Source organism: Saccharothrix sp. CCNWYY140 (assembly GCF_037401995.1).
Taxonomy (GTDB): domain Bacteria; phylum Actinomycetota; class Actinomycetes; order Mycobacteriales; family Pseudonocardiaceae; genus Actinosynnema.
This window is the reverse complement of record NZ_JBBEGC010000005.1, coordinates 162,687-188,022: the sequence shown is the minus strand read 5'-3', so window position 1 is coordinate 188,022 and position 25,336 is coordinate 162,687. Positions and strand designations below refer to the sequence as shown.

Here is a 25,336-nt window from a genome sequence, read left to right as displayed (position 1 = left end):
TGGCTGCACCCGGGGAAATCTGTGGTAGCCCTTCGGGCAGGCCATACGGGGATGACACAAGCAAGAAGCCCAAGTTGCGCTGTGTCCTCCTCGGTGGACTGCCGCTTGCCGGCTCCGCCGAAAAAGCACGCGCTGCGCGCGATTTGTTCGGTTTTAGTCGAAGTGGGCTGCTACTACGTGGCTGAAGTTGATTACGAAGTCTTTGCCGTCCGCTGTGCGGATGGATTGGGTGTGGCCGTTGCGGACTACCTGGATGAGGCGTGGGCCCAGGTCGTCTGCGGTCTCCTGGTCCACCCGGATCGAGATCGGGTTCGGGTTGGCGGCCAGGTGGAGTACGAGGGAGGTGTTCTTACGCGCTTCAGAAGGCATGGTGCTCAGCCCACCAGTGAGGTCACCGGTGGGCAAGGCGGGTTCGCTGGTAGCGATTCCGCCATCAGCTGAGAGGCTACTTGCGGAAGAACTTCTCCTGTTGGCCCTGGCGGACCAGGCGGATCCATTCGAAGAAGGCCTTCGGGTCCTTTCGGACGCCTACGAAGTACAGGCCGAAGCGGAAGAACTCCAGCATTCCGAGCTTGCGCATGCCGGGCTGGGAGAGCAGGTAGCCGCGGTTGCGGTAGGTGTAGTAGCGCTTGATCGGGTTTTCCGGGTCTTGCGCGTGGAACCTGCCGCCGAGCATCGGCTTGAACTCGTCCGAGCCGTCCGGGTGCAGGTAGGCGACCTTCAGGGACGTGCCGAAGGGCAGGCCCGTGCGGACCAGGCGGCGGTGGATCTCCACCTCGTCGCCGCGGAAGAACAGGCGGTAGTCCGGGACGCCGATGACGTCGACCGTCGAGGCCCGGAACAGGGCGCCGTTGAACAGCGAGGCGATGCCGGGCAGGAAGTCCACGCCCAGGTCCGCCGTGCGCCGCTTCCAGGTCAGGCCGCGCCGCAGCGGGAACGCGAGCTTGTCCGGGTGTTCGATGTTGGAGACCACGGGGGAGACGGCGGCCAGCTTGCGCCGGTCCGCCTCCTCCAGCAGGACCTCCAGGACCCGGTCGTCGGCGGGGCGGCCGTCGTCGTCGGCCAGCCACAGCCAGTCCGCGCCTAGCGACAGGGCGTGCAGCATGCCCAGGGCGAAGCCGCCGGCGCCGCCCAGGTTCCTGTGGGACGCCAGGTAGGTCGTCGGGATGGGGCACTGCTCGACCAGGTCCTCGACCGGCTGGTCGGGGCCGTTGTCCACGACCACCAGGTGGTCGAGGGGTCTGGTCTGGGCGGCCAGGACCTTCAGCGACTGCGCGAGCAGCTCGCGGCGGTGCCGGGTCACCACGACCCCGACCACGGAACCCTTCGGCAATGCGCTGTTCATGTCCCTACTCGCCACCGTTCCCGCTCAGCACCGGCGACTGGCCGATCCGTTCCAGCGTCTCCGGGCTGAGGTGCTCGTAGGGGTCGCGGCCCTTGTAGGACTTCACGACCTCGCGCAACGAGCCCTGCATCTTCACGCGGCCCTCGTCCATCCAGATCGCGGTGTTGCACAGCTCGACGAGGAAGTCGTCGGAGTGGGAGGCGAACACCAGGATGCCCGAGCGCTTGACCAGGTCGTTCAGCCGGTCGCGGGCCTTCTCCAGGAACGCCGCGTCGACCGCGCCGATGCCCTCGTCCAGCAGCAGGATCTCCGGGTCGATCGAGGTCACCACGCCCAGCGCGAGGCGGACCCGCATACCGGTGGAGTACGTGCGCAGCGGCATCGACAGGTAGTCGCCCAGCTCGGTGAACTCGGCGATGTCGTCGACCCGCTTCTCCATCTCCTTGCGGGTCATGCCCAGGAACAGGCCCCGGATCATGATGTTCTCGTAGCCGGAGATCTCCGGGTCCATGCCGACGCCCAGGTCGAACACGGGAGCGATCTTGCCCTGGATGCGGGAGCTGCCGCGGGTCGGCTCGTAGATGCCCGCGAGCAGGCGCAACAGGGTCGACTTGCCCGCGCCGTTGTGGCCGACCAGGCCGACCCGGTCACCGTGCCGCAGCGAGATGTTGATGTCGTGCAGCGCCTCGATGATCGGGACCCGGCCCTCCGAGCCGATCTTGCCGCCGACCTTGCCCAGGGCGAGCTTCTTCAGCGACCTCGACTTGGCGTCGAAGATCGGGAAGTCCACCGAGGCGTTCCAGACGTCGATGCTGACCATGATGTGGCGGCCTCACTCAGACCCAGTAGGAGACGCGGGCACGGTAGTTGCGCAGCGCGACCAGCGCCAGTGCCCAGCCGACGACGGTGAACGCGCCCACGACCACCCAGTGGTGCCAATCCTGCACCTGGCCGAGCAGCGGGGCCCGCACGATCTCCAGGAAGTGGTACAGGGGGTTGAACTCGGCGATCAGGATCTTCCAGCCGCCGTCGCCCTCGGTGAACTTGTTGAGCACACCCACGTGCCAGACGATCGGCGTCATGAAGAAGATCAGGTTGATGAAGCTGTGGATCACCGGGGGGATGTCGCGGAACCGGGTGCTGATGATGCCGAACACCACCGCCACCCAGACGGCGTTCACCACGAGCAGCAGGAACGCCGGGATGACGAGCACGATCGTCCACGAGACGCCCGGGTGGGTGACCGTGTCGCCCGCCATCTTGTACTCGCTGGTCAGGGCGGGGAAGTAGACCGCCAGGACCACGACGTAGACGACCAGGTTGTGCAGGAAGAACAGCACCTGGCGCCACACCATGCGCAACACGTGCACGGTCATCGGCGCGGGCAGGTGCTTGATGAGGCCCTCGTTGGCGATGAAGACCTCGGTGCCCTCCGTGACCACGCCGAGGATGAAGTTCCAGACGATGAAGCCGACCGTCACGTACGGGAGGAACGTGGACAGCTCCTGGCCGAGCAACGTCGAGTACAGCAGACCGAGCGCGAGGGCCGTGGTGCCCATCGAGATCGTGATCCACAGGGGCCCGATCACGGACCGCCGGTAGCGCTGCTTGATGTCCTGCCAGCCGAGGTGGCCCCACAGCTCGCGCTGCCGCCACGCGTCGCGCACGTCCCCGAACGCCCGCGCGAACGTGCGGGAGTCGGGTGCGGGGGGGACGACAGGTCGGTCGACCGTACTCGTGTGTTGCACGAGTGTTGAGACTACCGGCGGCAGGTAGGCAGACCTGCCGCCGGGCTGTCACGGTGCGGTCACCGACCCCGGACGGGGGTCCGGCACGCCGGTGACCTTCACGATCACCTGTTCGTGGTCGTAGGTGTATCCCTCGTAGCGGAACTCGGTCCCGGTCCGCTCCACGTACTCCGACCAGGCCTTGTGCTCGTGCTCGCGCCAGCCGGGGAAGTTGAAGTACTCGTCGAACAGGACGACGCTGCCGGGCACCAGCCGCGGTCCGACCAGGTCCAGCACGGTCTTCGTGGACGAGTACAGGTCGCAGTCGACGTGCAGGAACGACACCGGGCCGTCGTGCTCGGCGAGGAAACCGGGCAGGGTCTCGTCGAACCAGCCGACGACCAGGTCGGCGCCGGGCACGTCGGGCAGGTCGTCGACGTTGAACATCCCGGCGGGGAACCCGCTGCGCCAGTGCTCGGGCAGGCCCTCGAACGAGTCGAAGCCGTAGACCTGGTCCCCGCCGCGGGCGGCGGCGATGATCTTCAGCGTGGTGCCGGCGAAGACGCCGAACTCCAGCGTCAGGCCCTCCACCTCGACCAGGCCCAGCGCGTGTTCCAGCGTGGCGTGCGGGTGTTCGAAGTGCGGCGCCGACACCATGTGGTCGCGCACGAACCGCGCGCTGTCGGTCGCCGCGTCGCGCTCGCCCGCGAACACCAGGTCGCGGCGGGCGCGGATCTCGAACCTGCGGGTTTCCTCGGTGATGCGGCCCGCTTGGTGGCGCACCTCGTCCCGCAGTTCGGCCACTTCGCGGTGCAGCCGTTCCAGCTGCTCGTCGTGGGCCCGGTGGTACGGGCCCACGACGTCGTCGATCGCGCGAAGGATCTTGCCGCGGAGCCGCTTGCGCAGCTCCTCCACTGCCGGGTGGTGGCGCACTCTGTCGAGCACGTCCGTTCTCCTCACACTTCGACGTCAGAGACGCTGCACACGTTCGGGTAACGCCACACGTGTGTCCAGGGCCGTTACCCGAATGCCGCTACAGGTACTGGCCGCCGCGCACGTGCGTGCCCTCGGGCGCCTCGGCCGACGGCCCGGCGGGCAGGGCACGGCCGCGCATCTGCTCCAGCTGCACGCGGGCGGCCATCTGCTGGGCGAACAGGGCCGTTTGGATGCCGTGGAACAGGCCCTCCAACCAGCCGACCAGCTGGGCCTGGGCGATGCGCAGCTCCGCGTCGGAGGGGATGCCGTCCTCGGTGAACGGCAGGGACAGCCGCTCGAGCTCCTCGCGCAGCTCGGGGGCGAGCCCGTCCTCCAGTTCGTCAATGGACCGCTTGTGGATCTCCTTGAGCCGCTGGCGGCTGGCCTCGTCCAGGGGAGCGGCGCGCACCTCCTCCAGCAGCTGCTTGATCATCGTGCCGATCCGCATCACCTTGGCCGGCTGTTCGACCAGGTCGGTGACGTCCTGGCCACCGTCCTCGCCCGCGGGCACCCGCGCGGCCCCCACCGGGGTCCCGTCCGGCCCGACCACCACCACGTGCCGCTCGCTGTCAGCTGCCTCACTCATGAGCTCAATACTGGACCGATCGGGTGGCGCGTGGTGCACCGGGTAGGGCTGCGTCGGACGGCTGCGCTCCTGTCCCGGCGGCTCAGCCGAGGCGGCGCAATCCAACACCGCCGTGCGTCTCGCGCTCCGCAATCCAATAGTCTCGCGGGCATGGCGTTCGACGTCGCACGAGTCCGTGGGCTGTTCCCCGCGCTCGGCGACGGCTGGGTTCATCTGGACGCGCCCGCGGGGATGCAGGTCCCCGAGCAGGTGGCCACGGCCGTCTCCACCGCGCTGCGCGCACCGGTCTCCGGACCGGGCGGCATCTTCCCCGCCTCCCAACGCGCCGAGGCGATCGTGGACGCGGCCCGGCGCGCCGTCGCCGACCTGGTCGGGGCGGACCCGGCCGGTGTGGTGCTGGGGCCGAGCTCGGCCGTGCTGCTCCAGCGGCTGGCCGACGCGCTGTCCGAGGGCTGGTTCCTCGGTGACGAGGTGGTGGTGTCGCGGCTGGACCACCCGTCGAACATCGCGCCCTGGCAGCGGGCCGCCCAGCGCACCGGCAGCGTCGTGCGGTGGGCCGAGGTGGACATCGAGACCTGCGAGCTGCCCGCCTGGCAGTACGACGAGCTGGTCACCGACAAGTGCAAGCTGGTCGCGGTGACCGCCGCCTCCGGGTCCGTGGGCTCGCGCCCGGACCTGGCCAAGATCGCCCAGGCCGCCCGCCGCACGGACGCCCTGGTCGTGGTGGACGCCTCCTCCGCCGCCCCGTTCGTGCCGCTGGACATCACGTCGATGGACGCCGACGTGGTCGCGGTCTCCGCCAACGCCTGGGGCGGGCCGCCGGTGGGCGCGCTGGTGTTCCGCGACCCGTCCCGGCTGGACCTGCTGCCCTCGGTCGCGGTGGAGCCCGGCGCGCGGGGTCCCGAACGGTTGGAGCTGGGCCCGCACGCCTACCCGCTGCTGGCCGGTCTGGTGGCGTCCGTCGAGTACCTGGCCGGTTTGGACGACGCCGCGGTGGGGCCGCGCCGGGAGCGCGTGCTGACGTCGTTGTCCTCGGTGAAGGCGTACCAGGCGGGTCTTCTGGCTAATCTCATCAACGAACTGCGATCGCTCCGTCACGTCATGGTGATCGGCGACGCCATGCGGCGGGTACCGGCGCTGGCGTTCACGGTGGCCGGCGTGAAGTCGACCGAGGGCGTCGAGCACCTGGCCGAGCGCGGCGTCTGCGCGTTCGCGGACTCCGGCCAGCACGGCGTGTTCTCGGTCCTGGGGGTGGGCGAGGTCGGCGGAGCGATCCGCGTGGGCCTCGCGCACTACACGAACGCGGTCGAGGTGGACGAACTCGTGCGGGCGGTCGCCGAGCTGGGGTAGCCGGAGGTGTGGTGGACGACGCTCTGTCCCGGGAACTCGCCGACCTCGCCGCACTGCACCGCCTCGGCCCGCTGATGACCGAGTACCTGCCCACCACCCCGCACGAGCTGCGCCCGGCCGCGCTGGCGGCGGTGGTGGACGAGGTGCTCCTGGGCTCGCGGACGGTGCTGGTCGAGTGCGGGTGCGGCGCGTCCTCGGTCCTGCTGGCCCGTTTGCTGGCCCGCCGGGGTTTCGGGCACCTGCTGTCCATCGAGCACGACGAGCGCACGGCGGCCTTCGTGGCCAGCCAGCTGCGCCGGGAGGGCCTGGGCCACGTGGCCCGGGTGGTGCAGGCCCCGCTGACCCCGCACCCGGCCGCGCTGGGCAGCGCGCAGTGGTACCACCCGCAGCTGGTGCACGACGAGGTGTCGGCGTTCGTCGAGCGGTACGGCCTGGTGGACCTGCTCCTGGTGGACGGCCCCCTGCTCGGTGACGCCCGCTACCCGGCGCTCCCGGTGTTCCGGGGCGTCCTGGCGCCCGGCGCGGCCGTGCTGGTGGACGACGCGGAACGGCCCGACGAGCAGACCGTGCTCGTGCGGTGGGCGGAGGAGTTCGCCCTCCGCTTCCGGACCACTCCGCGCACCTTCCTGGCCACCGGCGTCGCGGTGGACTAGACCGCGCCGGCGTGGAACGCGCCGGGCTGGAACGCGGCCCGGATCGCGCTGGGCTAGAAGGCCAGGACCACCTTGCCGAAGATGCTGCCGCCCTCCAGGGCGCGGTGGGCGTCGGCGGCCTCCCGGATCGGCAGCACCCGGTCCACCACCGGCCTGACCTGCCCGGACGCGATCAGCGGCCACAGCCGGTCGCGGACGTCCGCCACGATCCGGCCCTTGCCGTGCGGACCGTCGACCGGGCGGAAGCGCAGGCCCGTGCCGGTGATCGAGCCGCGCTTGGTCAGCAGCTTGCCCAGGTTCAGCTCGCCCTTCACCCCGCCCTGCATGCCGATGACGACGATGCGGCCGTCGGTGTTGAGCGCGTCGACGTTGCGGCCCAGGTAGGCGGCGCCCATGTTGTCCAGGATGACGTCCGCCCGGACCTCGGAGACGAAGTCCTGGGTCTTGTAGTTCACGGTGATGTCCGCGCCCAGCTCGCGGCACCGCGCCAGGCGCTCGTCCGACCCGGCGGTGACGGCGACCTTCGCGCCCAGCGCCTTGGCGACCTGGATCGCGTGCGTGCCGATGCCGCCCGCACCGCCGTGCACCAGGAACGTCTCGCCCTCGGTCAGGCGCGCGAGCATGACGACGTTGGACCACACCGTGCAGGCCACCTCGGGCAGCGACGCGGCGGTCACCAGGTCCACGCCGTCGGGCAGGGGCAGCAGCTGGGCGGCCGGCACGGCGACCTTCGACCCGTACCCGCCGCCCGCGAGCAGCGCGCACACCCGGTCGCCCACGGCCCACCCTGTGACACCCTCGCCGAGCGCGGCGACCGTGCCCGAGCACTCCAGGCCCAGGACCTCCGACGCGCCGGGCGGCGGCGGGTAGTGGCCCTGCCGCTGGAGCAGGTCGGCCCGGTTGACCGCGGTGGCGGCGACGTCCAGCAGCACCTCGCCGGGTCCGGCGACGGGGTCGGGCGCCTCGGCCCACTCCAGGACGTCCGGCCCGCCGGGTTCACGAATGGTGATCGCGTGCATGGCCCTCAACGTAATCCGGTGGCCCCGGCGTCGCCGCGCCCGCCACCATCGACCGGCATGGACCCCTGGCCCTACCGGCACCTGGTGCTGCGCACACCCCGCCTCGAACTGCGCCCGGACGACGACGAGGGCCTGCTGGAGCTCGTCGACGTGATCCTGGACGGCATCCACCCGCCCGACGAGATGCCCTTCGGCGTCGAGTGGACCGACGCGCCGCGCGACCGGCTCGGGACCAACGCCCTCCAGTACCACTGGTCCGTGCGGGCGGAGCAGCGGCCGGGCCGGTGGGCGGTGAACTTCCTGGTCCGCCGCGACGGTCGGGTGATCGGCGAGCAGACCCTGGTCGGGCACGACTTCGCGGTCACCGGCGAGGTGTCCACCGGCTCCTACCTGGGGCGTCGGCACCAGGGCGTCGGCCTGGGCACCGAGATGCGGGCGGCCGTACTGGTGTTCGCGTTCGACCACCTCGGCGCTCGCACGGCCCGGTCCAGCGCGTTCGTGGACAACCCGGCGTCGCTGGCCGTCAGCCGCAAGCTCGGCTACCGGCCGGACGGCACCCTCGTGCAGGTCCGCCGGGGTCAGCGGGCCGAGCAGACCCGGCTGGTGCTGGACCGGGACGACCTCGTCCGGCCCGACTGGGACCTGGGGGTGACGGGCGTCACGCAGTGCCTGCGGTTGCTCACGGGCTGAGAACCCGCCGAGTGACGGATTGCTTTCGGCACGTCACCGGGTGAGGGTTCGGCATCCGAGTGAAGGGGAAACTCGACCATGTCAGGTAGAACCCGGATGCGCCGCGCGGCGATCGCCGCGGCGACCGCGTCCCTCGCCTTCGTGGCCGCTCCGGCCGTCGACGCGGCACCCGCGACGACGGCCCTGCCCGGCCCGGCGCTGGCCCACAAGCTGACCCGCGGCGTCACGGTGGAAGGGGTCAACCGCCACCTGATCGCCTTCCAGCGCATCGCCGACCGCAACGGCGGCAACCGCGCGGCCGGCACGCCCGGCTACGACGCCAGCGTCGAGTATGTCGCGGGCAAGTTGCGCGGCGCGGGCTTCGACGTCACCACGCCCGAGTTCACCTACCAGGTGCAGGTGACGGACGCGGCGACGGCGAAGGTCGGCACGACCACCTACGAGAACATCCCGCTGACGTTCTCGCCGCAGACCCCGGTGGGTGGCGTGACCGGGCCGCTGCGCGTCGTGCCGGAGGACGGCTCGACGGGCTGCGAGGCGACCGACTTCGCGGGCCAGGACTTCACCGGGTCGGTCGCCCTGATCCGCCGCGGCGGCTGCACGTTCGACATCAAGCACCGCAACGCCGCCGCCGCGGGCGCCATCGCCGTGATCATCTCGAACAACATCGACGGCAAGCTGTCCGGCGTCACGCTCGGCTCGCCCGGCGTGGTCCCGACCGGCGGCGTCTCGAAGGCCGACGGCACCGCGCTCGCGGCCTCCGCCGGCCAGCCGGTCACGGTGGACCTGCGCTACCACGCCGAAGACCGCGTGTCCCGCAACGTGATCGCCCAGACCAAGACCGGCCGCGCCGACAACGTCGTGTTCGCGGGCGCCCACCTGGACAGCGTCGCGGCCGGTCCCGGCATCAACGACAACGGCTCGGGCTCGGCGGGCCTGCTGGAGACCGCGCTGAAGCTCGGCGGTTCCCCGAACGTCAAGAACGCCGTGCGCTTCGGCTGGTGGGGCGCGGAGGAGCTGGGCCTGCTCGGCTCGACCGCGTACGTGAAGGGGTTGACGTTCGAGCAGCAGCTGGACATCGCGCTGTACTTGAACTTCGACATGATCGGCTCGCCGAACGCCGGCTACTTCATCTACGACGGCGACAACTCCGACGGCGTCGGCGCGGGCCCCGGCCCCTACGGTTCGGCCCAGATCGAGAAGGCGTTCGCCGACTACCTGACGGTGGAGAAGCAGATCCAGGTCGAGGGCACGGACTTCACCGGCCGCTCGGACTACGGCGAGTTCATCCGCCAGGGCATCCCGGCCGGCGGCCTGTTCACCGGCGCCGAGGTCCTCAAGACCGAGGCCCAGGTGGCGAAGTGGGGCGGCCGGGCGGGCATCGCCTACGACCCGAACTACCACCAGGTCGGCGACACCCTGGGCAACATCGACCGAGTGGCCCTGGACCGCAACTCCGACGCCCTGGCCTGGGTGACGGCGGTCTACGCGATCAGCACGGAAGACGTGAACGGCGTCCCCTCCCGCGCCTCCCGCGCCACCGTCCGAGCCGAAGCCGCCCGCACCCTGTCCCTCGACGAGCACCACGAGGAACACCACACGCACGACGCGACGGAGTGACCGCCTAGCTCCGGCGTGAAGGGCCGAACCCGCTCCGGTGGGTTCGGCCCTTTTCCTTTTCCCACCGGCAGAAGATCGTTTGGCTGACCGTCACGGCCGACCACCGGCCCCGTCCGTTCCCCGTGCCCGATGAGGACGTGACCCCGGTCCAGCCCCGGCGGCGGGCGGCCAGACGCCTCCCGCCGGCGGCTGGCGCAAACCGGTGCGAGCGCGCTCGGCCTGCCGGCCCTGGTGGGCGGCGTCGGCGCGTTGCTGCACACCCGCGTGACCCGCGCGCGAGGGGTGCGACCGTCCGAAGAGGACCGGCCGCACCCCTCGCCGCCGTGTTCGACCCGGGAGCGCCCGGCGGTCGCCGGAACACCGCCACCGGCCAAGGGGTCAACGCCCCGCCGGGAACGTCCGGCCGGCACCCCTCGGCTACCCTGGCAGGCGCTGGGTAGCGTGTCCGAGCGGCCGAAGGATCACGTCTTGAAAACGTGCGAGGGTTGACCCCCTCCGTGGGTTCGAATCCCACCGCTACCGCAAGTGCCGGCGACCGGCGGACCGCCTCGAACCCGACCGGGTGCGGGGCGGTTCCCCTGAACGCCGTAGGTTCGCCCGGTCAGCCGTCCAGGCCGCGCAGGTGCGTGATGACCCGGTCGAAGACCTTCGCCAGCACCTCCTGCTCCTCGCGGGACAGCAGGTCGATCATGTGTTCCCGGACACCCTCGACGTGCGTCGGCGCCGAGCCCTCCAGGGTGTGCATGCCCTTGTCGGTCAGTTCCGCGAACACCCCGCGGCCGTCCTCCGGGCACTCGCGGCGGACCAGGAGGCCTTCGCGTTCCATGCGGGCGACCTGGTGGGAGACGCGGCTCTTCGAGGAGGCCACCTCGTCCGCGAGCTGGGACATCCGCATCCGCAGGCCCCGCTGTTCGGACAGGCGCACGAGCACCTCGTAGTCGGCCAGGGACACGCCGTGCCGGTCCTGGAGTTCGCGGTGCAGTCGGTCCGCCAGCATGGACGCGCCGACCACGTAGTTCCGCCACGCCCGCATCTCACCGTCGTCGAGCCACCGCGGCTGCTGCTCAGTCACCCCTCCAGGCTATGCCCGCGCAACTCCGTTAACGGGCGATCCACACACATGTCTGGTGCACGTCAGATTGGAAAGGCAAACTCCCTGACCTTGGTGCGCCCTCCTACCGGGGCGCCGTCAGGGAGGAACCCCTTATGACCTCGTTCAGACGGACCACGGCCGCGCTCGCGCTCGCCGCCGTGTCCGGGCTGGCCGTCACCCTCGCGCAGGCGCCGGCCCAGGCCGACGACAAGGCCCCGCGCACGGTGGACGTCCGCCTGATCGGCATCAACGACCTGCACGGCAACATCGAGCCGCCCTCCGGCTCGTCCGGGCGGGTCACGCTGTCGGACGGCACCCAGGTCACCGCGGGCGGCGCCGCGTACAACGCCACGCACATCAAGAACCTCCAGGCGCAGGTGCGCAACTCGGTCATCGTCGGCCAGGGCGACCTGATCGGCGCGTCGCCGATCGTGTCGGCGCTGTTCCACGACGAGCCGACGATCGAGGTCCTCAACTCCGTCGGCATGGACACCACCGCGGCCGGCAACCACGAGTTCGACGAGGGCTACCAGGAGCTGCTGCGCATGCAGCGCGGCGGCTGCCACCCGGTGGACGGCTGCCAGTTCCGCGAGACCTACGACGGCGCGAACTTCCCGATCCTGGGCGCGAACGTGACCCTGGCCAAGAACGGCATGCCCGCGCTGCCGCCGTTCTGGGTGGAGTTCCGCGACGGCGTCCCGATCGGCTTCATCGGCATGCCGCTCAAGGACGTCCCGATCCTGGTCGACCCGAACGGCATCAAGGAGCTGAAGTTCGGCGACGAGATCGCCGCCGCCGACCGCTACGCGAAGCTGCTCGACTGGCTGGGCGTCAAGACCATCGTGCTGCTCATCCACCAGGGCGACAACACGCAGGGCGGCGGCCCCGACGACTGCAAGCTGGGCGCCACCAAGGGTCCGGGTCAGGTCATCGCCGAGAGCGTGTCGCCGAAGATCGACGCGGTCTTCTCCGGCCACAGCCACCAGCACTACAACTGCACGGTCACCGACCCGGCGGGCAACCCGCGCCCGTTCATCGAGGGCCTGGCGTTCGGCCGCGAGCTGTCCGTGGTCGACCTGAAGATCGACAAGCGCAGCCGCGACGTCATCCGCTCGGAGACCAAGGCGCGCAACCACGTCGTCACCCGCGACGTGGCGGCGGACCCGGAGATCCAGGCCATCATCGACCTGGCGAAGTCCAAGTCCGGCCCGATCGCCAACAGGCCGATCGGCACCATCGGCGCGGACATCGTCCGGGCGGCGAACCCCGCGGGCGAGATGCCGCTGGGCTACCTGATCGCCGACTCGCAGCTGGAGGCCACCAAGGGCAACGGCGCCGTCCTGGCGCTGATGAACCCCGGTGGCGTCCGGGCCGACCTGACCTTCGCGAGCTCGCCCGCCGGCGAGGGCGACGGCGTGGTCACCTACGGCGAGGCGTTCACCGTCCAGCCGTTCGGCAACATCCTCCAGACCGTCACCCTGACCGGCACGCAGATCAAGGCGGCGCTGGAGCAGCAGTGGCAGGTCGTCAACGGCGCGACCCGGCAGATCGTCCTCCAGCCGTCGTCGGGCCTGACCTACACCTGGTCGGCCGGCGCGCCGCTGGGCTCGAAGGTGTCGAACATCGTCCTGAACGGGGCTCCGCTGGACCCGGCCGCGAACTACCGGGTCACCATCAACTCGTTCCTCCAGGGCGGCGGTGACGGGTTCTCCACCTTCACCGGCGGCACGAACATCACCGGTGGCGGCATCGACCTGGACGCGTTCACCGGGTACCTCGCCGCGCACCCCGGCGTGACCGCTCCGGCACTCGGGCGCATCACGACCGTGGCGTGAGGCCACGCGCTGTGAGCGGGCGGGGCCACGTCCGCTCACAGCGCGCGACCACCGTCCCACTGAGACGGATGAGGATCGTTTCACCAGTTCAGGGCGATGCGGAACGGTTGAATAACGGGCCGATCAAGCGCATCCTTGAGGTGGACCTGCCGCGAGGTGATCCCAGCAAGGACCTCGGACGGCACGCCCGGAAGGGGTAGGTGGTGCGGTGCAGAGAAGTCCTCGCTGTGACGATCCGCGTTCGGCCGCAACCCCGCGGGTGGGATGGTGCAGATCGTCCCGGTCGCGATCGTGAGCGGTTCCCACGAGGTTTCGAGCGCGCGGCGCTTCCGGCGTGATCGACGCGTACGACGCTGTTGACCCCGGTGCGAATCCTGGTGCCGTCTCGCACGTCGGCACCGGCCGAGGTCCACGCCACCTCGTAGACGGCCGCGGAACACGTCACTCCACATAGGGAAGAAACCCGGGTGCGGTGCCGGCGACGTCGGGCTCCGCACCCGGGCTCGTCCGCGCTACCCCCCAATCGTTCACCGACACGGTGTCCGCGCTGTCGATCGCGGGTACCCGAGGGCGGCTATCGTGATCCCGCCCCAGGGGTGCGCGGTTGGAGGACAGCGTGCAGTTCAACGAGGACGCCGAGCTCGACACGTCACAGGTCAGCGACCAGCGCGGGGTCGGCGGTCGCGTCGCCCTGGGTGGCGGCGGGCTCGGGATCGTGGGCCTGATCATCTACTTCGTGCTCTCCCAGCTCGGCGGCGGCGTGGAGCTGCCCACCGGCTCGGGCTTCTCCGACGTCGGCCGCGACCAGCAGGTCGGCTCCGAGGCCATCGCGACCAAGTGCAAGACCGGCGCGGACGCCAACCGCGAGGCCGACTGCCGCGCGGTCGCGTTCATCAACTCGATCCAGGGCTTCTGGACCGACCAGTTCGCGCGCTCGGGCAACAGCTACCAGCGGGCGCAGACCAACTTCTTCGCCGGCGGCGTCCAGACCCGCTGCGGCAACGCGACCTCCGCGGTCGGCCCGTTCTACTGCCCGGCCGACGCGCAGGTCTACATCGACCTGAACTTCTTCCAGGAGTTGCAGCAGAAGTTCGGCGCCACGGGCGGCCCGTTCGTCGAGGCCTACGTCTTGGCCCACGAGTACGGCCACCACGTCCAGAACCTGCTGGGCACCTCGGACCGGGTGCGCACCCGCAGTGGACCCAAGTCCGACGCCGTCCGGCTGGAGCTGCAAGCCGACTGCTACGCCGGCGCCTGGGCCAACCACGCCACGACCATCCCCACCGCCTCCGGCAAGCCGTTGATCACCGGTGTCACGCAGGAGGACATCGCGGCGGCCCTGGACGCGGCGGCCCGCATCGGTGACGACTTCATCCAGCGCGAGCTGGGCGGCGGCCGGGTCGACACGACCCAGTTCACGCACGGCTCGTCGGCGCAGCGCCAGAAGTGGTACACGCTGGGCTACGAGACGGGCGACCCGGCGCGCTGCAACACCTTCGACACCGACAACCTGGGCTGACCCCGACTTCCAGCCCTCGACCAGCCCTCTCTAGTCCGAGCCGAGCACCCGGACCGCACGGGCCAGCAGGGCGCGCAGGGTCGCGCGCTCCTCGTCGGTGAACTCGTCGGCCAACCGCCGCTCCACCGCCGAGGCCCGCGCGTCCGCGGTCTCGAAGACGCCGCGCCCGGCCTCGGTCAGCCGGGTCTCCAGCACGTTGCGGTGCACTTCGTGCGGTACGCGGGCGATCAGGGCGCCCGCTTCCAGGTTGCGCAGGATCGTCGTCATCGTCTGCGGGGTGACGCGGCACTTCCGGGCCAGTTCGGCCGCCGAGACGCCGGGGTTCTCGCTGAGCACCAGCAGGGTCGCGTACTGCGCCACGGTCAGTCCCGACGGCCGGACGGCCTGCTGCTTGGCCTGCATCAACGCGTGTTCCGCGTGCTTGATGTCGCCGCCCAGGCGCTCCTCGAACGGCATGCCCATGCCCGCCATCGTAATAACCCGTTGACGGATATCAGAGCTCTGATCTAACTTCGTGCTCGTACTAACCTACGAGGACGGAGCAATATGCGTTTCCTGATCGCCCTGGTCGCGGTCCTCCTCCTGGTCGCCGCACCGGCACAGGCCACCCCGAGCCCGCACGTCGTCACCGGTCACTCGACCGAACTCCACCCGGAGGGGATCACCTGGGACCCGGTCCGCCGGGCCTTCCTGGTCGGCTCGGTCCGCCGCGGCACCGTCGAGGTCGTCCGCCCGGACGGCACCACCCGCACCCTGGTGCACGACCCGCGCATGGTGTCCACCCTGGGCGTCCACGCCGTCGGCACGAAGCTCTACGTCACCTTCGCCGACCTCGGCCTGAGCCCCCGCTCCACCCCGGACACCACCTACAAGTCCTCCGGCCTGGCCGTCTACGACCTGGTCACCGGCCGCCTGCTGCACTTCGTCGACCTCGCGATCGGCGAGGGCAGGCACGGCGCCAACGACGTCGCCGTGGACCGGCGCGGCAACGCCTACGTCACCGACCCGGCCTCCGACGCGATCTACCGCGTCGACCCGCACGGCCGCGCCACCGTCCTGCACCGCGACGCGCGCTTCGGCAGCGCCTCGATCGGCCTCAACGGCATCGTCTGGCACCCGGCGGGCTTCCTGATCGCCGGCCGCTACGACACCGGCACGTTCTTCAAGATCCCCGTCGACAACCCGTCCGCCTTCACCGAGATCACCACCGACCGGGACCTGACCGGCGCCGACGGCCTGGACCTGCGCCCCGACGGCACCCTCGCCGTGGTCACCAACTCGCTCGGCGCACCCGGCACCAACGCCGTCACCGTCCTGCGCTCCCACGACAACTGGAAGACCGCCCACACCACCCGCCGCACCGCTCCTTGGGGCGACGACGAACCGACCACGATCGCCCGGTCGCCCCACGGCAGCTACGCCGTGGACGGCAACATCGGTGCCCTGTTGGCCGGCACGACGTCCGACACCTTCACCCTGCGCGAACTGTGACGGGGAAACCCTTTTCCTGATCTTTCCCGTCCAGTAGGTTCCGCCCGGAAAGAAATGACCACCCGCTCGGCGGCGGCTCGGGGGACGTCGGCCACCCGCGGCGGGCAGAAAATCTCTACCGGGGGGAAAGACCCTTGCCCAGTCATGGCACTGGCGCGCGCCCGCGTGCGCGCACGAAGATCCTCAGAACGGCGACGGCGGGCGCACTGGCGCTCGCCGTCGCCCTCGGCGGCACCACCGCGTGGGCGCAGGACACCGAGCCCACCACCCCGCCGCCGACCACGGAAACCGTGACGCCGACCGACACGGCGACGCCGACCGAGAGCCCGACGCCCACCGAAACCCCGACCTCGTCGGACACCCCGTCCGCCACGCCGTCGGAGACGCCGAGCACTACCACGGAGCCCAGCGCGCCGGCGGAGACCAAGCCCGCCGAGCAGGCGCCGGAGATCCCGGCCGAGAAGAAGGCCGAGGTCTTCGAGGACGAGCTGGACGCGCAGGCCGCGCCGCCGCTGCCCGACCTCCGGGTCACCGCCGCGTTCGACCGCGCCGAGTACGAGGTCGACGCGGACATCAAGATCCGCGTCACCGTCGAGAACGTCGGCAAGGTCACCGCGACCGACGTCCGGCTCCGCGAGAGCAGCGGCTGGCTGGAGCTGCGCTCCGGTGGGCCGGAGCTGCACCAGGTGCCCGGTCCCCAGCTGGTCCCGGGCGAGCGCCGCACCTACGACCTGGTGGCCCGCCAGGTCGCCGACTCCGGCTCGAACGACCTCCTCTTCCAGATCGAGACGTGGTACGGCCCGCAGCGGTACCCGCTGGTCGACGCGAACCCGAACGACAACTACTTCCAGGCCCGTGCGCGCGTGCTGCGCGAGCGCGGCTCGGTGGACGTCGTGGTCTTCAACGACGACAACGGCAACCGCCAGGCCGACGAGGGCGAGCGCCGCAGCGGTGTCCAGCTCTTCGCGTACGGCGAGACCGACACTAAGCGGCTGAGCGGCACGTCCGGGGCAGACGGCACGATCAAGTGGACCGGCGCGACCACCGGCCACTACCGGATCCGGACCAACTACCCCGAACCGCGCGTGCCCGCGCCGGGCTTCGCCGAGTTCGACGTCGTCGCGAACCAGACGCGGACCGTGCTGGTGCCGCTGGTCAACCCGGTCTCGCAGGTCATCGAGCCCACCGTCGAGTTCCTCGACGACCCGTACGTGAACGCCGGCGACCCGGTCAAGGTCAAGATCACCGTCAAGAACGCGGGCACCCAGCCGCTGAGCGGTGTCGTCGCGGTGTGCGGCACGTTCAGCAACGTGCCCGGCCTGCCCGGCACCGGCCCGTCGTGGGCGCCGCTGAACCCGGACGGCCCCGGCCTCACGCTGGCCGCCGGCGAGACCAAGACCCTGACGGTCACCGACGTCGTGCCGCAGGCCGCGTACGACGAGGGCTGGGTCCAGGTCAACTGCGAGTTCGGCGACAACGGCCGCAACACCCAGGGCTACCGCGGCGCGTCCGACACCGCCGACGTCAACGGCCGCTACGGCACGGTCGAGGGCACGCTGGTGCTCGACGAGGGCGACACCGAGCGCCCGCTCGACGCGACGATCGTCGCGCTCGACCAGCGCAGCGGGCTGGCGGTCGACCGCGCCTACGCCGACGCGGACGGCCGCTGGCGGATGGCCCGGGTCGTCTCCGGCCCGACGAAGTTCCTGGTGCTGGGCGAGTTCCAGCCCGAGGACGGCGCAGAGTTCGTCGTGGACGTCCCCCGGGGCGGCGTGGCGCGACCGGCGTTCCGCGTGAAGGCCGGGCCGAAGGTCGAAGAGCCGAGGTGGTCGCCGAAGCTGGAGGTCACCGCGTCCTTCGACAAGGCCGTGTACGACGTCCGCGACGTGTGGACGGCCCGGATCAAGGTCGCCAACACCGGCACCCTCGGCAGCACCAGCGCGCACTGGTACGAGGACTACGGCACGGCCAGTGGCCTGGAGTACGACCGCGGGCAGTTCGCGCCGTTGCGGGGTGACCGCGGGTATGGCGTCGAGCTGTGGCCGGGCGAGTTCGTCGAGCTCACCGTCACCGGCACGATCAGCCCGTACCTCGGGGGCGACACCGTGCGGCTGAAGGGCTCGGTCGGGTCCGGCCCGCCGGGCGGGACCAACCCGACCGTCGACCTCACCGCCAAGGTGGCGTTCCAGACCGGTGACGCCGAGTTCCTGGTCTACGGGGACGCCAACGGCAACGGCGCGTTCGACCAGGGCGAAGCGCTGCCCGACCTGGAGGTCTCCCTCTACGGTGGCGTGCCGAGCCGCTCGCTGAGCGGCAAGACGGACGGCTCCGGGCGCTACCGGGCCACCGGCACGACGGCGGGCACGCACGAGGTCCGCATCGGTACCAGGGACACCGGCTGGGCCGTGCCGCTCGACTTCTACAACAAGCTCGTGGTCGAGGGCGGCAAGACCACCACCGTCGAGATCGGCCTGGTGCGTCCTCTGTCCAACACGCTCACCGCGTCGCTGGAGTTCGACAAGGAGCGCTACCACAAGGACGAGAAGATCGACGTCAAGCTCACCTTCACCAACACCGGTCCCGACGTGCTGGTGAAGGTGTTCTGCGCCGGCGAGCTCGGCATCCCCACCAACGGCCCCGAGTGGGGACCGTTCGCGGACAACGGTCCGGGCGTGGTCGTGCCCTCCGGGGCGACGAGCGAGTTCCACGTGCTCACCGCCATCCCGGAGTACGCCGCGAAGTCCGGTGTCGTCGGGCTGGGCTGCGAGTTCGGCCCGGTCCGGGGCGACGGCCTCCCGTCGGCGCACGACATCGCGGCGGTGACCGGCGAGGTCTGGACGACCAAGGGCCAGGTGCTGACCGGCGAGTACCCCTACCAGCCGGTGCCGGGCGTGAAGGTCGTCCTGCTGGACCACTTCACCGACGAGCCGGTCGCGCAGGCCGTGGCCGACGACTCGGGCGCGTTCACGTTCCCGGACCTCGCGGTGGGCTGGTACACGCCGGTCGTCGTCGGGCCGTGGAAGGTCCGGGTCAACCGGCAGCTGCCGCTGTTCCAGGTCGTCTCGGGCAGCACCTACCCGCAGAACGTGTACGTCGACCCGGGTCCGGAGGTGGCCGACCCGTGGCCGCCGACGACGCCGGGTGTCCCGACCGTCCCCGGCGACCCCAACGCCGCGGCCGGCACCGGTGGTCAGGCGCAGACCGGCACCCGGCTGGCCGACACCGGGGCGAGCGTGATCACCCTCGGGCTGCTGGGCCTGCTGGTGCTCGCGCTGGGCTTCGTCGCCGTGGTGACGGGCAGGCGCCGCACGGCCTGAAGTGAGTGAGCGGAGGGGGCGTGGCCTGGACGGGCCGTGCCCCCTCTGTCGTGCGAGGCCCTGTCGTGCGGGCCACACCGCGTTCCGCCGCGCGGAGTGTTAGCGTCGCTAAACAACTTGTCGAGTTGGGGGTGGACGTGACGACGTGGGAAGCGGTCTTCGTCGTCCTCGCCGGGGTGTTCGCGGGCGGCATCAACACCGTGGTCGGGTCGGGCACGCTGGTGACCTTCCCCGTGCTGCTGGCGGTCGGGTACCCGCCGGTCACCGCGAACGTGTCCAACAGCCTCGGGCTCGTCCCCGGGTCGTTGAGCGGCGCGTGGGGCTACCGCCGCGAACTCCGCGGGCAGGCGGGCCGGGTCAAGCGGCTGCTGCCCGCCTCGATCCTCGGCGGGATCGTGGGCGCGGTGCTGCTGGTCGTGCTGCCGGCCGAGGCGTTCTCGGCGATCGTGCCCGTCCTCATCGCCGTCGCGCTCGTCCTCGTGGTGCTGCAACCCTGGCTCAACCGCAAGCTCGCCGAACGGGAACGGCACGAGCACGGCGGCCTGTCGCTGTGGGTCGGCGTGTTCCTCGCGGGCATCTACGGCGGCTACTTCGGTGCGGCGCAAGGCGTTCTGGTGATGGGGTTGATGGGCGTGCTCATGAACGAGCACCTCCAGCGCATGAACGCCCTCAAGAACGTGCTCACCGCGTTCGTGAACCTCGTCGCGGGCATCCTGTTCATCTTCATCGCCGACGTGGCTTGGCTCGCCGTGGCACTGCTCGCGGTCGGCTCGGTGATCGGCGGGCAGATCGGCGCGAAGGTCGGCCGCCGACTCCCACCGACCGCGCTGCGGGCGGTCATCGTGCTGGTGGGAGTGGCGGCCATCGTCCAGTTGCTGGTGAAGGACTAGAACTGGAAGGACTTCGCGGCGGCCAGGAAGGCGTCGTTCTCCTCCGGCTCGCCGATCGTCACGCGCACCCCGTCACCGACGAACGCCCGCACGACCACCTTGTGCGCCAGGCAGTGCTCGTTGAACGCGGCGGTGCGGTCGCCCAGCGGCAGCCACACGAAGTTCGCCTGCGACTCCGGCGCCTCGAACCCGGCGGCGATCAGCTCCGACCGGACCCGCGCCCGCTCGCCGACGATCGCCCGGCACCGCGCCATCAACTCGTCCTCGGCGTCCAGCGACGCGATCGCGGCCACCTGCGCCAGCGCGTTCACGCTGAACGGCACGTAGACCTTGCGCAGCGTCTCGGCCACCTCCGGCGACGCCACGGCGTAGCCCACGCGCAGCCCGGCCAGGCCGTAGGCCTTGGAGAACGTGCGCAGCACGGCCACGTTGTCCCGGCCCGCCGCCCACTGCCGCTTGGCCAGCTCCACCCCGTCCGGGATGGCGTCGTCGTCCACGAACTCCCGGTAGGCCTCGTCGACCACGACCAGAGCGTCGCGCGGCACGCGTTCGATGAACGCCTCGATCTGCTCGGTGCGCAGCGCCGTGCCGGTCGGGTTGTTGGGGTTGCACAGGAACACCAGCCGGGTCTTCGGCGTGATCGCGGCGGCCATCGCGTCCAGGTCGAGCCCGTGCCCGGCGGTCAGCGGCACGCGCACCTGCCCCGCGCCGACGACCTGGGTGATGATCGGGTACGCCTCGAAGGAGCGCCACGGGAACACCACCTCGTCGGCCTCCGTGCAGGTGGCCTGCACCACCTGCTGGCACAGCGTCACGGAGCCGCAGCCCACGGCCACCCGCTCCGGCGCCACACCGAGCTTGTCGCCCAATCGCGCCACGAGGTCGGTGGCGGCGTTGTCGGGGTAGCGGTTCACGGCGGTGGCCGCGTCCGCGATCGCCCGCACCACGCTGGGCAGCGGTCCGGCCGACACCTCGTTGCTCGCCAGCTTGATCGCGCCGGGGATGGTTTTGCCGGGCACGTAACTGGGTAGCGCGGAGAGGTCTGCGCGGGTTCGCACGGTCATCCAAGTGCTCCTTCCGGTTCTGACCAGGACGTTAGCCGCTCAAGACCCGGATGGGGCATACCAGCCGTCTGGTTGCTCACGTTGACTGACGTTCACCCCGACGTGGAAGGGTTGCGCCATGACACCTACCCGCACCGAGACGCTCTCGCTCACCGACGGCCGCACGCTGCGGCTGACCGTCGCCGAGCCGGAGAACGTCGTCCGCGGCGGCATCGTCGTCCTGCACGAGGCGCGCGGCGTGACCGACACCGTCCGGGGACTGGTGAGCAGTCTCGCCGGCGAGGGGTGGCTCGCGGTCGCCCCGCACCTGTACCACGGCGCCGAGGACGAGCCGGCGGACGCGGACGAGCGGGCAGGCAGGCTGTCCGGCGAGTCGGTGCTGGCCGACACGGACGTGGCGTTCGTGTGGCTCGGGCAGCAGGGCGTGAGCACCGACCGGCTCGGCGTCATGGGCTTCGACCTGGGCGGATCGGTCGCGATGGTGGTTGCGGGAAGCCGAAGCATCGGCGCCGCGGTCACCGTGGGTGGCGGCGGCATCCTGGAACCGCTGGCCGAGGGGCTGCCCTCGCTGGTGGAGGTGGCGGAGGAACTGGCGTGCCCCTGGCTGGGGCTCTACGGCGACGACGACGCGGAGATCCCGTTCTCGGACGTGGAGAAGCTCCGGGACGCCGCCGCGTCGGCGTCCGTGGCGACCGACGTGGTCCGCTTCGAGCACACCAGCCACCGGTTCGACACCACCCCGTCCGCCAGCGCCGAGGCCTGGCAGCGCGCGCTCAACTGGTTCGACTCCCACCTGCGCTGAAGCGCTCCGACAAGAGTCTTTACAGCGGCTTGGAACCGGACGTGCTTCCCGGTACATCTAAGGAGTGCGTCCGCCAACGCCGGCGCGGACGCGGTGGCTGGGTAACGCGCGGCGCGACTTCGGCGAAGTGCGCAGTGCAGGGGGTAACTGATGAGCGACGGGAACACCGTTCCACTGACACATCCCGCACCACCGGTGAGCGCGCCGTACCCGGTGCCGGACACTTCGACGACGCAGGTGATCACGGCGGCCGACCTGCCGCAGACCGCGGCGGGTCCCTTCGCCGCGGCCGTGCAACCGCCGCCACTGGCGCCACCGCCACTGGCGCCGCCGGCTGACGGCGCGACCGTGACGCTGAGCGCTCCCGGCCTGTCCGAGGCGCCGACCTTCGCCACGACCGTCCAACCGACTCCACCGGCACCCGCCGACGCGCCGACGCTCGCCACCGGGGCGCAGCCGGTGCCGCCGGCCGACGCGCCGACGTTGTCGACGGGCGCGCAGCCCGTGCTGACCGCTGACGCGCCGACGTTGTCGACCGGAGCACAGCCCGTGCTGACCGCTGACGCGCCGACGTTGTCGACCGGAGCACAGCCCGTGCCGCCGGCCGACGCGCCGACCTTCGCCACCACCGTGCAGCCGACGCCACCGGCACCCACCGACGCGCCGACGTTCTCGACGGGCGTGCAGCCGGTGCCGCCGGCCGACGCACCGGCGCTGTCGACGGGCGCGCAGCCGGTCGTCCAGGCACCCGCGCCGACCGCACCCGCACCCGCCGGCCCGGCGCCGACCGACCAGTCCGCCACGCAGGTGATCAAGCCCGAGACGCTCGCCGGCGTCTCCCCGAACTTCGCCACCGCCGCCCAGACCGACCTCCAGAAGGCCACCACGGCGCTGGACGCGGTCGACAAGGAAGAGGTCAAGCTCGACCTCGACAAGCAGGCCGTGCACGACCTGCTCAAGCTGATCACCCAGGCGCGCGACGTGGTCGACGGCGTGCACCGCACCGCCGTCGACAGCCTCGACGTGGAGCTCAAGTTCGGCAACAACTGGGTCGGCGAGGCGATCAGCCGCCGGCTGCGCGAGGTGGCGGTGGGCGACGACGCGTCGGCCGTCTCGGTCATCGGCGACTTCCTGAACGTGCTGTTCGAGGTCGAGAAGACCATCCGCGACGCCGCCCGCAACCTGGAGGACGCCGACGACGAGGCCGCCGACGTCTTCGGCAAGGCGGCGGGGGAGGTCAAGGGTCCGTGAGCAACAACAGGCCCGGCAACAACGGCAACCAGGGCAACCACGGCAATCAGGGGAACCACGGCAACCAGGGGAACAACGGGCAGCACCACGGCCACGACAAGCCCAGCGACCTCGGCCAGAAGGTCGACTGGATGACCTACTCGCACGAAGCCCTCTACAAGATGATCCACGAGGGCGTCGACCTGAAGGCCGCCGGTTCCGCGCAAGCCGACTGGACCGCCGTGGGCAAGCAGCTCACCGACGTGCACGAGCTGCTCGCGCGCGCCATCGCCCAATCCCAGCAGGCGTGGTCCGGCGAGTCGGCCGACCGCGCCCGGGAAGCGCTGGAGTCGGTCGAGAAGTGGGCGCTCAACACCAGCGACCACGCCGGGAACGTCGCCAAGTGCATCGGCGACGAGATCCAGCACGTGCAGACCGCGCGCGAGATGATGCCCCCGCCGGTGCCCCCGGCCCCGCTGCCCGACCCGGCCGTCCCGCCGACCACCGGCACGCCGGTCGCGCCGACGCCGGTGCGCTCGCCGCTGGTCTCGGCCCGCCGCCCGCTGGTGGACTCGGTGTACGAGGACCGCCTGCCCGTCGACAGCCTGCACGAGCCGGTCGAGCCCATCGGCACCACCACGCCGACCAGCCCGTTCACCGGCATCGACCGGGTCGGCGCGCCCGCGGTCGACTCGGTCCTGACCGCCGACGCCTCGCACCGCCAGGCCGCCGAGGTCATGGCGATGTTCCAGCAGAACTCGTACCTGGTGGACCGGACGGTGCCGTCGTTCGCGCCGCCGCCCAACCCGGTCGCCCCGGCGCCCACGCCGGTCATCACGCCGCCGGCCGGTCCGAGCACGCCGCCGGACGCCTCCGGTGGCGGCGGTGGCCCGGTCGTCTCCGGCCAGCCCCAGCAGCCGGGCCGCGAGCAGACCACCCCGCAGCAACGGGGTCGCGGCGGTGTCGGCGGGCGCGGCGGCTACGCGCCCGGCCGGGTGCCCGTCATGGGCGGATCGGCCGGTGCCGGTGGCGGAGGCGGCGGTGCGCCCCTGGGCAGCCCGGCGTCCAGCCCCGGCGTCGTCAGCTCCGAGCGGACGGCCCACCCGGGCAGCGTGACCAGCCAGTTCTCCTCGTCCAAGGCCGTCACCCCGCAGTCGGGCATGATCGGCGCGGCGCCGATGGCCGCCCCGCCGCCCGTCGCCGGTGGCTCCGCCGGGTCGAACGAGCGCAACCGGCCCGGGTACCTGGAGGAAGAGGACAACGTGTTCGGCGTCGACCGCAAGGCCGCACCCCCGGTGATCGGCCTGTGACCGACAGAGTCTTCCGGCTCAGCACGCTGGAGTTCTTCCTGCTGTGGCAAGCGGTCCACCGCGAGGCGCACCCGGTCCCGCTGGGCACCCGGCACTACGGGCACACCCAGCAGGAACGGGCGCGGCTGGTGGAGACCACGTCCCGCGAGCTGTTCGCGCGCGGCCTGGGCACCGTGCAGCGGCCCGACGAGGAGCTGTACGGGGTCCTGCGCGGCCTGGCCGAGTTCGAGGTCGGCCTGGAGGTCGTCTTCACCCGCGGCGGTGAACAGGCCCGCGGCCTGGCCACCGCCGCGTGGCACGGCGCGTTCGCGGGCCGGGTCGGCGAGCAGGTCCAGGTGACCGGCTTCCGGCCGACCGCCCTGGCCGCCACCACCATCGGCACCCTGCCGCCCGCGCCACCCGGCACGGGCCGCTCGGTCAACGTCCGGTGGGACGACTACCTGGAGGCCGGGCGCGCCGGCGAGCAGGACGGCACCGAGGGCTTCCTGGACGTGCTGCGCCGCGCCGGCCTGCGCGAACCCGAGGCCAACACGCTCATGCGCGCGGTCACCACCCGGCGCGGCGGCGGCCAGGTCGGCGTGATCGCCCGCAACCGCAACGGCTACCTGCACCCGACCGGTGACACCGTGTCGTGGCTGGACACCGCCGACGGCCGGTACCTGGTCCGGCGCGACGGCACGTGGCTCGTGATCGCCCCGGTGGACGCCCAGCGGCTCGCGTCGGCGGTCGAACAACTGGTGGCGGGCGCCAGCCGCAACTGAGCCGGTGTGTGGTTGACGACTGTGGTTCCGGGCGCTCCGATGAGCTAGGAACTTCAGGT

General features: G+C 71.4%; 23 protein-coding genes and 1 tRNA gene. 14 read left to right on the top strand and 10 right to left on the bottom strand.

All coding sequences use genetic code 11. The features are described 5' to 3' along the window. Positions 1-153 precede the first annotated feature (153 nt). From WBN91_RS05280 to WBN91_RS05255, 6 genes are all read right to left on the bottom strand, one after another. Entirely contained in the window at positions 154-369 is a 216-nt protein-coding gene (locus tag WBN91_RS05280; RefSeq protein ID WP_337722791.1) for a hypothetical protein, read from the bottom strand. A 76-nt stretch (positions 370-445) separates the two neighbouring features. Continuing rightward, positions 446-1,345: a galactofuranosyltransferase GlfT1 gene (gene glfT1 / locus WBN91_RS05275; RefSeq protein ID WP_337722790.1), complete on the bottom strand. Its 900-nt coding sequence runs from the start codon at positions 1,343-1,345 to the stop codon at positions 446-448. Between the two features lie 4 nt (positions 1,346-1,349). Further along, positions 1,350-2,165 carry a galactan export ABC transporter ATP-binding subunit Wzt/RfbE gene (wzt, locus tag WBN91_RS05270; RefSeq protein ID WP_337722789.1) on the bottom strand — a complete coding sequence of 272 codons (816 nt, stop codon included), beginning with the start codon at positions 2,163-2,165 and terminating at the stop codon, positions 1,350-1,352. 16 nt (positions 2,166-2,181) lie between these two features. After that, positions 2,182-3,093 carry a galactan export ABC transporter permease subunit Wzm/RfbD gene (wzm, locus tag WBN91_RS05265; RefSeq protein ID WP_337722788.1) on the bottom strand — a complete coding sequence of 304 codons (912 nt, stop codon included), beginning with the start codon at positions 3,091-3,093 and terminating at the stop codon, positions 2,182-2,184. A gap of 48 nt (positions 3,094-3,141) precedes the next feature. Next, positions 3,142-4,017, bottom strand: coding sequence for a class I SAM-dependent methyltransferase (locus WBN91_RS05260; RefSeq protein WP_337722787.1), 876 nt, complete (start codon positions 4,015-4,017; stop codon positions 3,142-3,144). An 88-nt stretch (positions 4,018-4,105) separates the two neighbouring features. Then, positions 4,106-4,633, bottom strand: coding sequence for a bacterial proteasome activator family protein (locus WBN91_RS05255; protein ID WP_337722786.1), 528 nt, complete (start codon positions 4,631-4,633; stop codon positions 4,106-4,108). 150 nt (positions 4,634-4,783) lie between these two features. Here WBN91_RS05255 and WBN91_RS05250 point away from each other — a divergent pair, with 150 nt between their 5' ends. Next, the gene (locus WBN91_RS05250) at positions 4,784-5,983 is read left to right on the top strand and encodes a cysteine desulfurase-like protein (protein ID WP_337722785.1); all 1,200 of its coding nucleotides are present in this window, start codon (positions 4,784-4,786) and stop codon (positions 5,981-5,983) included. 11 nt (positions 5,984-5,994) lie between these two features. Next, positions 5,995-6,636 (top strand): class I SAM-dependent methyltransferase, encoded by a 642-nt coding sequence (locus WBN91_RS05245; RefSeq protein WP_337722784.1) that lies wholly within the window; start codon positions 5,995-5,997, stop codon positions 6,634-6,636. Positions 6,637-6,689: 53 nt separating this feature from the next. Here WBN91_RS05245 and WBN91_RS05240 read toward each other — a convergent pair whose 3' ends face one another. Further along, a complete protein-coding gene (locus WBN91_RS05240) occupies positions 6,690-7,655 on the bottom strand; it encodes an NAD(P)H-quinone oxidoreductase (protein WP_337722783.1) in 966 nt (321 codons plus the stop codon). A 57-nt stretch (positions 7,656-7,712) separates the two neighbouring features. Between WBN91_RS05240 and WBN91_RS05235 the strand changes: the two genes are divergently transcribed. The 3 genes from WBN91_RS05235 to WBN91_RS05225 all read left to right on the top strand — a co-directional run bounded on the left by WBN91_RS05235 (position 7,713) and on the right by WBN91_RS05225 (position 10,487). Continuing rightward, positions 7,713-8,345: a GNAT family N-acetyltransferase gene (locus tag WBN91_RS05235; RefSeq protein WP_337722782.1), complete on the top strand. Its 633-nt coding sequence runs from the start codon at positions 7,713-7,715 to the stop codon at positions 8,343-8,345. 78 nt (positions 8,346-8,423) lie between these two features. Further along, the gene (locus WBN91_RS05230; protein WP_337722781.1) at positions 8,424-9,965 is read left to right on the top strand and encodes a M28 family metallopeptidase; all 1,542 of its coding nucleotides are present in this window, start codon (positions 8,424-8,426) and stop codon (positions 9,963-9,965) included. Positions 9,966-10,400: 435 nt separating this feature from the next. Continuing rightward, positions 10,401-10,487 (top strand) — tRNA-Ser (locus tag WBN91_RS05225). Between the two features lie 79 nt (positions 10,488-10,566). Here the strand turns inward: WBN91_RS05225 and WBN91_RS05220 are convergent. Continuing rightward, positions 10,567-11,037, bottom strand: a complete 471-nt coding sequence (locus WBN91_RS05220) for a MarR family winged helix-turn-helix transcriptional regulator (RefSeq protein WP_337722780.1) — start codon at positions 11,035-11,037, stop codon at positions 10,567-10,569. 134 nt (positions 11,038-11,171) lie between these two features. Between WBN91_RS05220 and WBN91_RS05215 the strand changes: the two genes are divergently transcribed. Then, positions 11,172-12,893 (top strand): bifunctional metallophosphatase/5'-nucleotidase, encoded by a 1,722-nt coding sequence (locus tag WBN91_RS05215; RefSeq protein WP_337722779.1) that lies wholly within the window; start codon positions 11,172-11,174, stop codon positions 12,891-12,893. A gap of 616 nt (positions 12,894-13,509) precedes the next feature. Then, a complete protein-coding gene (gene ypfJ, locus WBN91_RS05210) occupies positions 13,510-14,412 on the top strand; it encodes a KPN_02809 family neutral zinc metallopeptidase (protein WP_337722778.1) in 903 nt (300 codons plus the stop codon). A 30-nt stretch (positions 14,413-14,442) separates the two neighbouring features. Here the strand turns inward: ypfJ and WBN91_RS05205 are convergent, their stop codons facing one another. Further along, positions 14,443-14,874 (bottom strand): MarR family winged helix-turn-helix transcriptional regulator, encoded by a 432-nt coding sequence (locus WBN91_RS05205; protein ID WP_337722777.1) that lies wholly within the window; start codon positions 14,872-14,874, stop codon positions 14,443-14,445. An 84-nt stretch (positions 14,875-14,958) separates the two neighbouring features. Between WBN91_RS05205 and WBN91_RS05200 the strand changes: the two genes are divergently transcribed. The 3 genes from WBN91_RS05200 to WBN91_RS05190 all read left to right on the top strand — a co-directional run bounded on the left by WBN91_RS05200 (position 14,959) and on the right by WBN91_RS05190 (position 20,110). Continuing rightward, entirely contained in the window at positions 14,959-15,903 is a 945-nt protein-coding gene (locus WBN91_RS05200; protein ID WP_337722776.1) for an SMP-30/gluconolactonase/LRE family protein, read from the top strand. Positions 15,904-16,037: 134 nt separating this feature from the next. Then, entirely contained in the window at positions 16,038-19,220 is a 3,183-nt protein-coding gene (locus WBN91_RS05195) for a carboxypeptidase-like regulatory domain-containing protein (RefSeq protein ID WP_337722775.1), read from the top strand. Between the two features lie 137 nt (positions 19,221-19,357). Next, entirely contained in the window at positions 19,358-20,110 is a 753-nt protein-coding gene (locus WBN91_RS05190) for a sulfite exporter TauE/SafE family protein (protein WP_337722773.1), read from the top strand. Here WBN91_RS05190 and hisC read toward each other — a convergent pair. Beyond that, positions 20,107-21,174 (bottom strand): histidinol-phosphate transaminase, encoded by a 1,068-nt coding sequence (hisC, locus tag WBN91_RS05185; RefSeq protein ID WP_337722772.1) that lies wholly within the window; start codon positions 21,172-21,174, stop codon positions 20,107-20,109. The two genes, WBN91_RS05190 and hisC, sit on opposite strands and share 4 nt — an antisense overlap. 118 nt (positions 21,175-21,292) lie before the next feature. Here hisC and WBN91_RS05180 point away from each other — a divergent pair, with 118 nt between their 5' ends. The 4 genes from WBN91_RS05180 (at position 21,293) to WBN91_RS05165 (ending at position 25,277) form a co-directional block, all read left to right on the top strand. After that, complete coding sequence (locus WBN91_RS05180) at positions 21,293-21,976, top strand: dienelactone hydrolase family protein (RefSeq protein ID WP_337722771.1); 684 nt, start codon at positions 21,293-21,295, stop codon at positions 21,974-21,976. A 150-nt stretch (positions 21,977-22,126) separates the two neighbouring features. After that, complete coding sequence (locus WBN91_RS05175) at positions 22,127-23,227, top strand: hypothetical protein (RefSeq protein WP_337722770.1); 1,101 nt, start codon at positions 22,127-22,129, stop codon at positions 23,225-23,227. After that, positions 23,224-24,516: a PPE domain-containing protein gene (locus WBN91_RS05170; RefSeq protein WP_337722769.1), complete on the top strand. Its 1,293-nt coding sequence runs from the start codon at positions 23,224-23,226 to the stop codon at positions 24,514-24,516. The genes WBN91_RS05175 and WBN91_RS05170 overlap by 4 nt, the downstream gene beginning before the upstream one ends. Continuing rightward, complete coding sequence (locus WBN91_RS05165; protein ID WP_337722768.1) at positions 24,513-25,277, top strand: ESX secretion-associated protein EspG; 765 nt, start codon at positions 24,513-24,515, stop codon at positions 25,275-25,277. Before WBN91_RS05170 ends, WBN91_RS05165 begins: the two co-directional genes overlap by 4 nt. Positions 25,278-25,336: the final 59 nt, after the last annotated feature.

Coding starts and splice junctions, on each gene's coding strand:
- WBN91_RS05280 (WP_337722791.1), bottom strand. CDS start 369: ATGCCTTCTGAAGCGCGTAAGAACACCTCCCTCGTACTCCACCTGGCC.
- glfT1 (WP_337722790.1), bottom strand. CDS start 1,345: ATGAACAGCGCATTGCCGAAGGGTTCCGTGGTCGGGGTCGTGGTGACC.
- wzt (WP_337722789.1), bottom strand. CDS start 2,165: ATGGTCAGCATCGACGTCTGGAACGCCTCGGTGGACTTCCCGATCTTC.
- WBN91_RS05255 (WP_337722786.1), bottom strand. CDS start 4,633: ATGAGTGAGGCAGCTGACAGCGAGCGGCACGTGGTGGTGGTCGGGCCG.
- WBN91_RS05250 (WP_337722785.1), top strand. CDS start 4,784: ATGGCGTTCGACGTCGCACGAGTCCGTGGGCTGTTCCCCGCGCTCGGC.
- WBN91_RS05240 (WP_337722783.1), bottom strand. CDS start 7,655: ATGCACGCGATCACCATTCGTGAACCCGGCGGGCCGGACGTCCTGGAG.
- WBN91_RS05235 (WP_337722782.1), top strand. CDS start 7,713: ATGGACCCCTGGCCCTACCGGCACCTGGTGCTGCGCACACCCCGCCTC.
- WBN91_RS05230 (WP_337722781.1), top strand. CDS start 8,424: ATGTCAGGTAGAACCCGGATGCGCCGCGCGGCGATCGCCGCGGCGACC.
- WBN91_RS05215 (WP_337722779.1), top strand. CDS start 11,172: ATGACCTCGTTCAGACGGACCACGGCCGCGCTCGCGCTCGCCGCCGTG.
- WBN91_RS05205 (WP_337722777.1), bottom strand. CDS start 14,874: ATGGGCATGCCGTTCGAGGAGCGCCTGGGCGGCGACATCAAGCACGCG.
- WBN91_RS05200 (WP_337722776.1), top strand. CDS start 14,959: ATGCGTTTCCTGATCGCCCTGGTCGCGGTCCTCCTCCTGGTCGCCGCA.
- hisC (WP_337722772.1), bottom strand. CDS start 21,174: ATGACCGTGCGAACCCGCGCAGACCTCTCCGCGCTACCCAGTTACGTG.
- WBN91_RS05180 (WP_337722771.1), top strand. CDS start 21,293: ATGACACCTACCCGCACCGAGACGCTCTCGCTCACCGACGGCCGCACG.
- WBN91_RS05175 (WP_337722770.1), top strand. CDS start 22,127: ATGAGCGACGGGAACACCGTTCCACTGACACATCCCGCACCACCGGTG.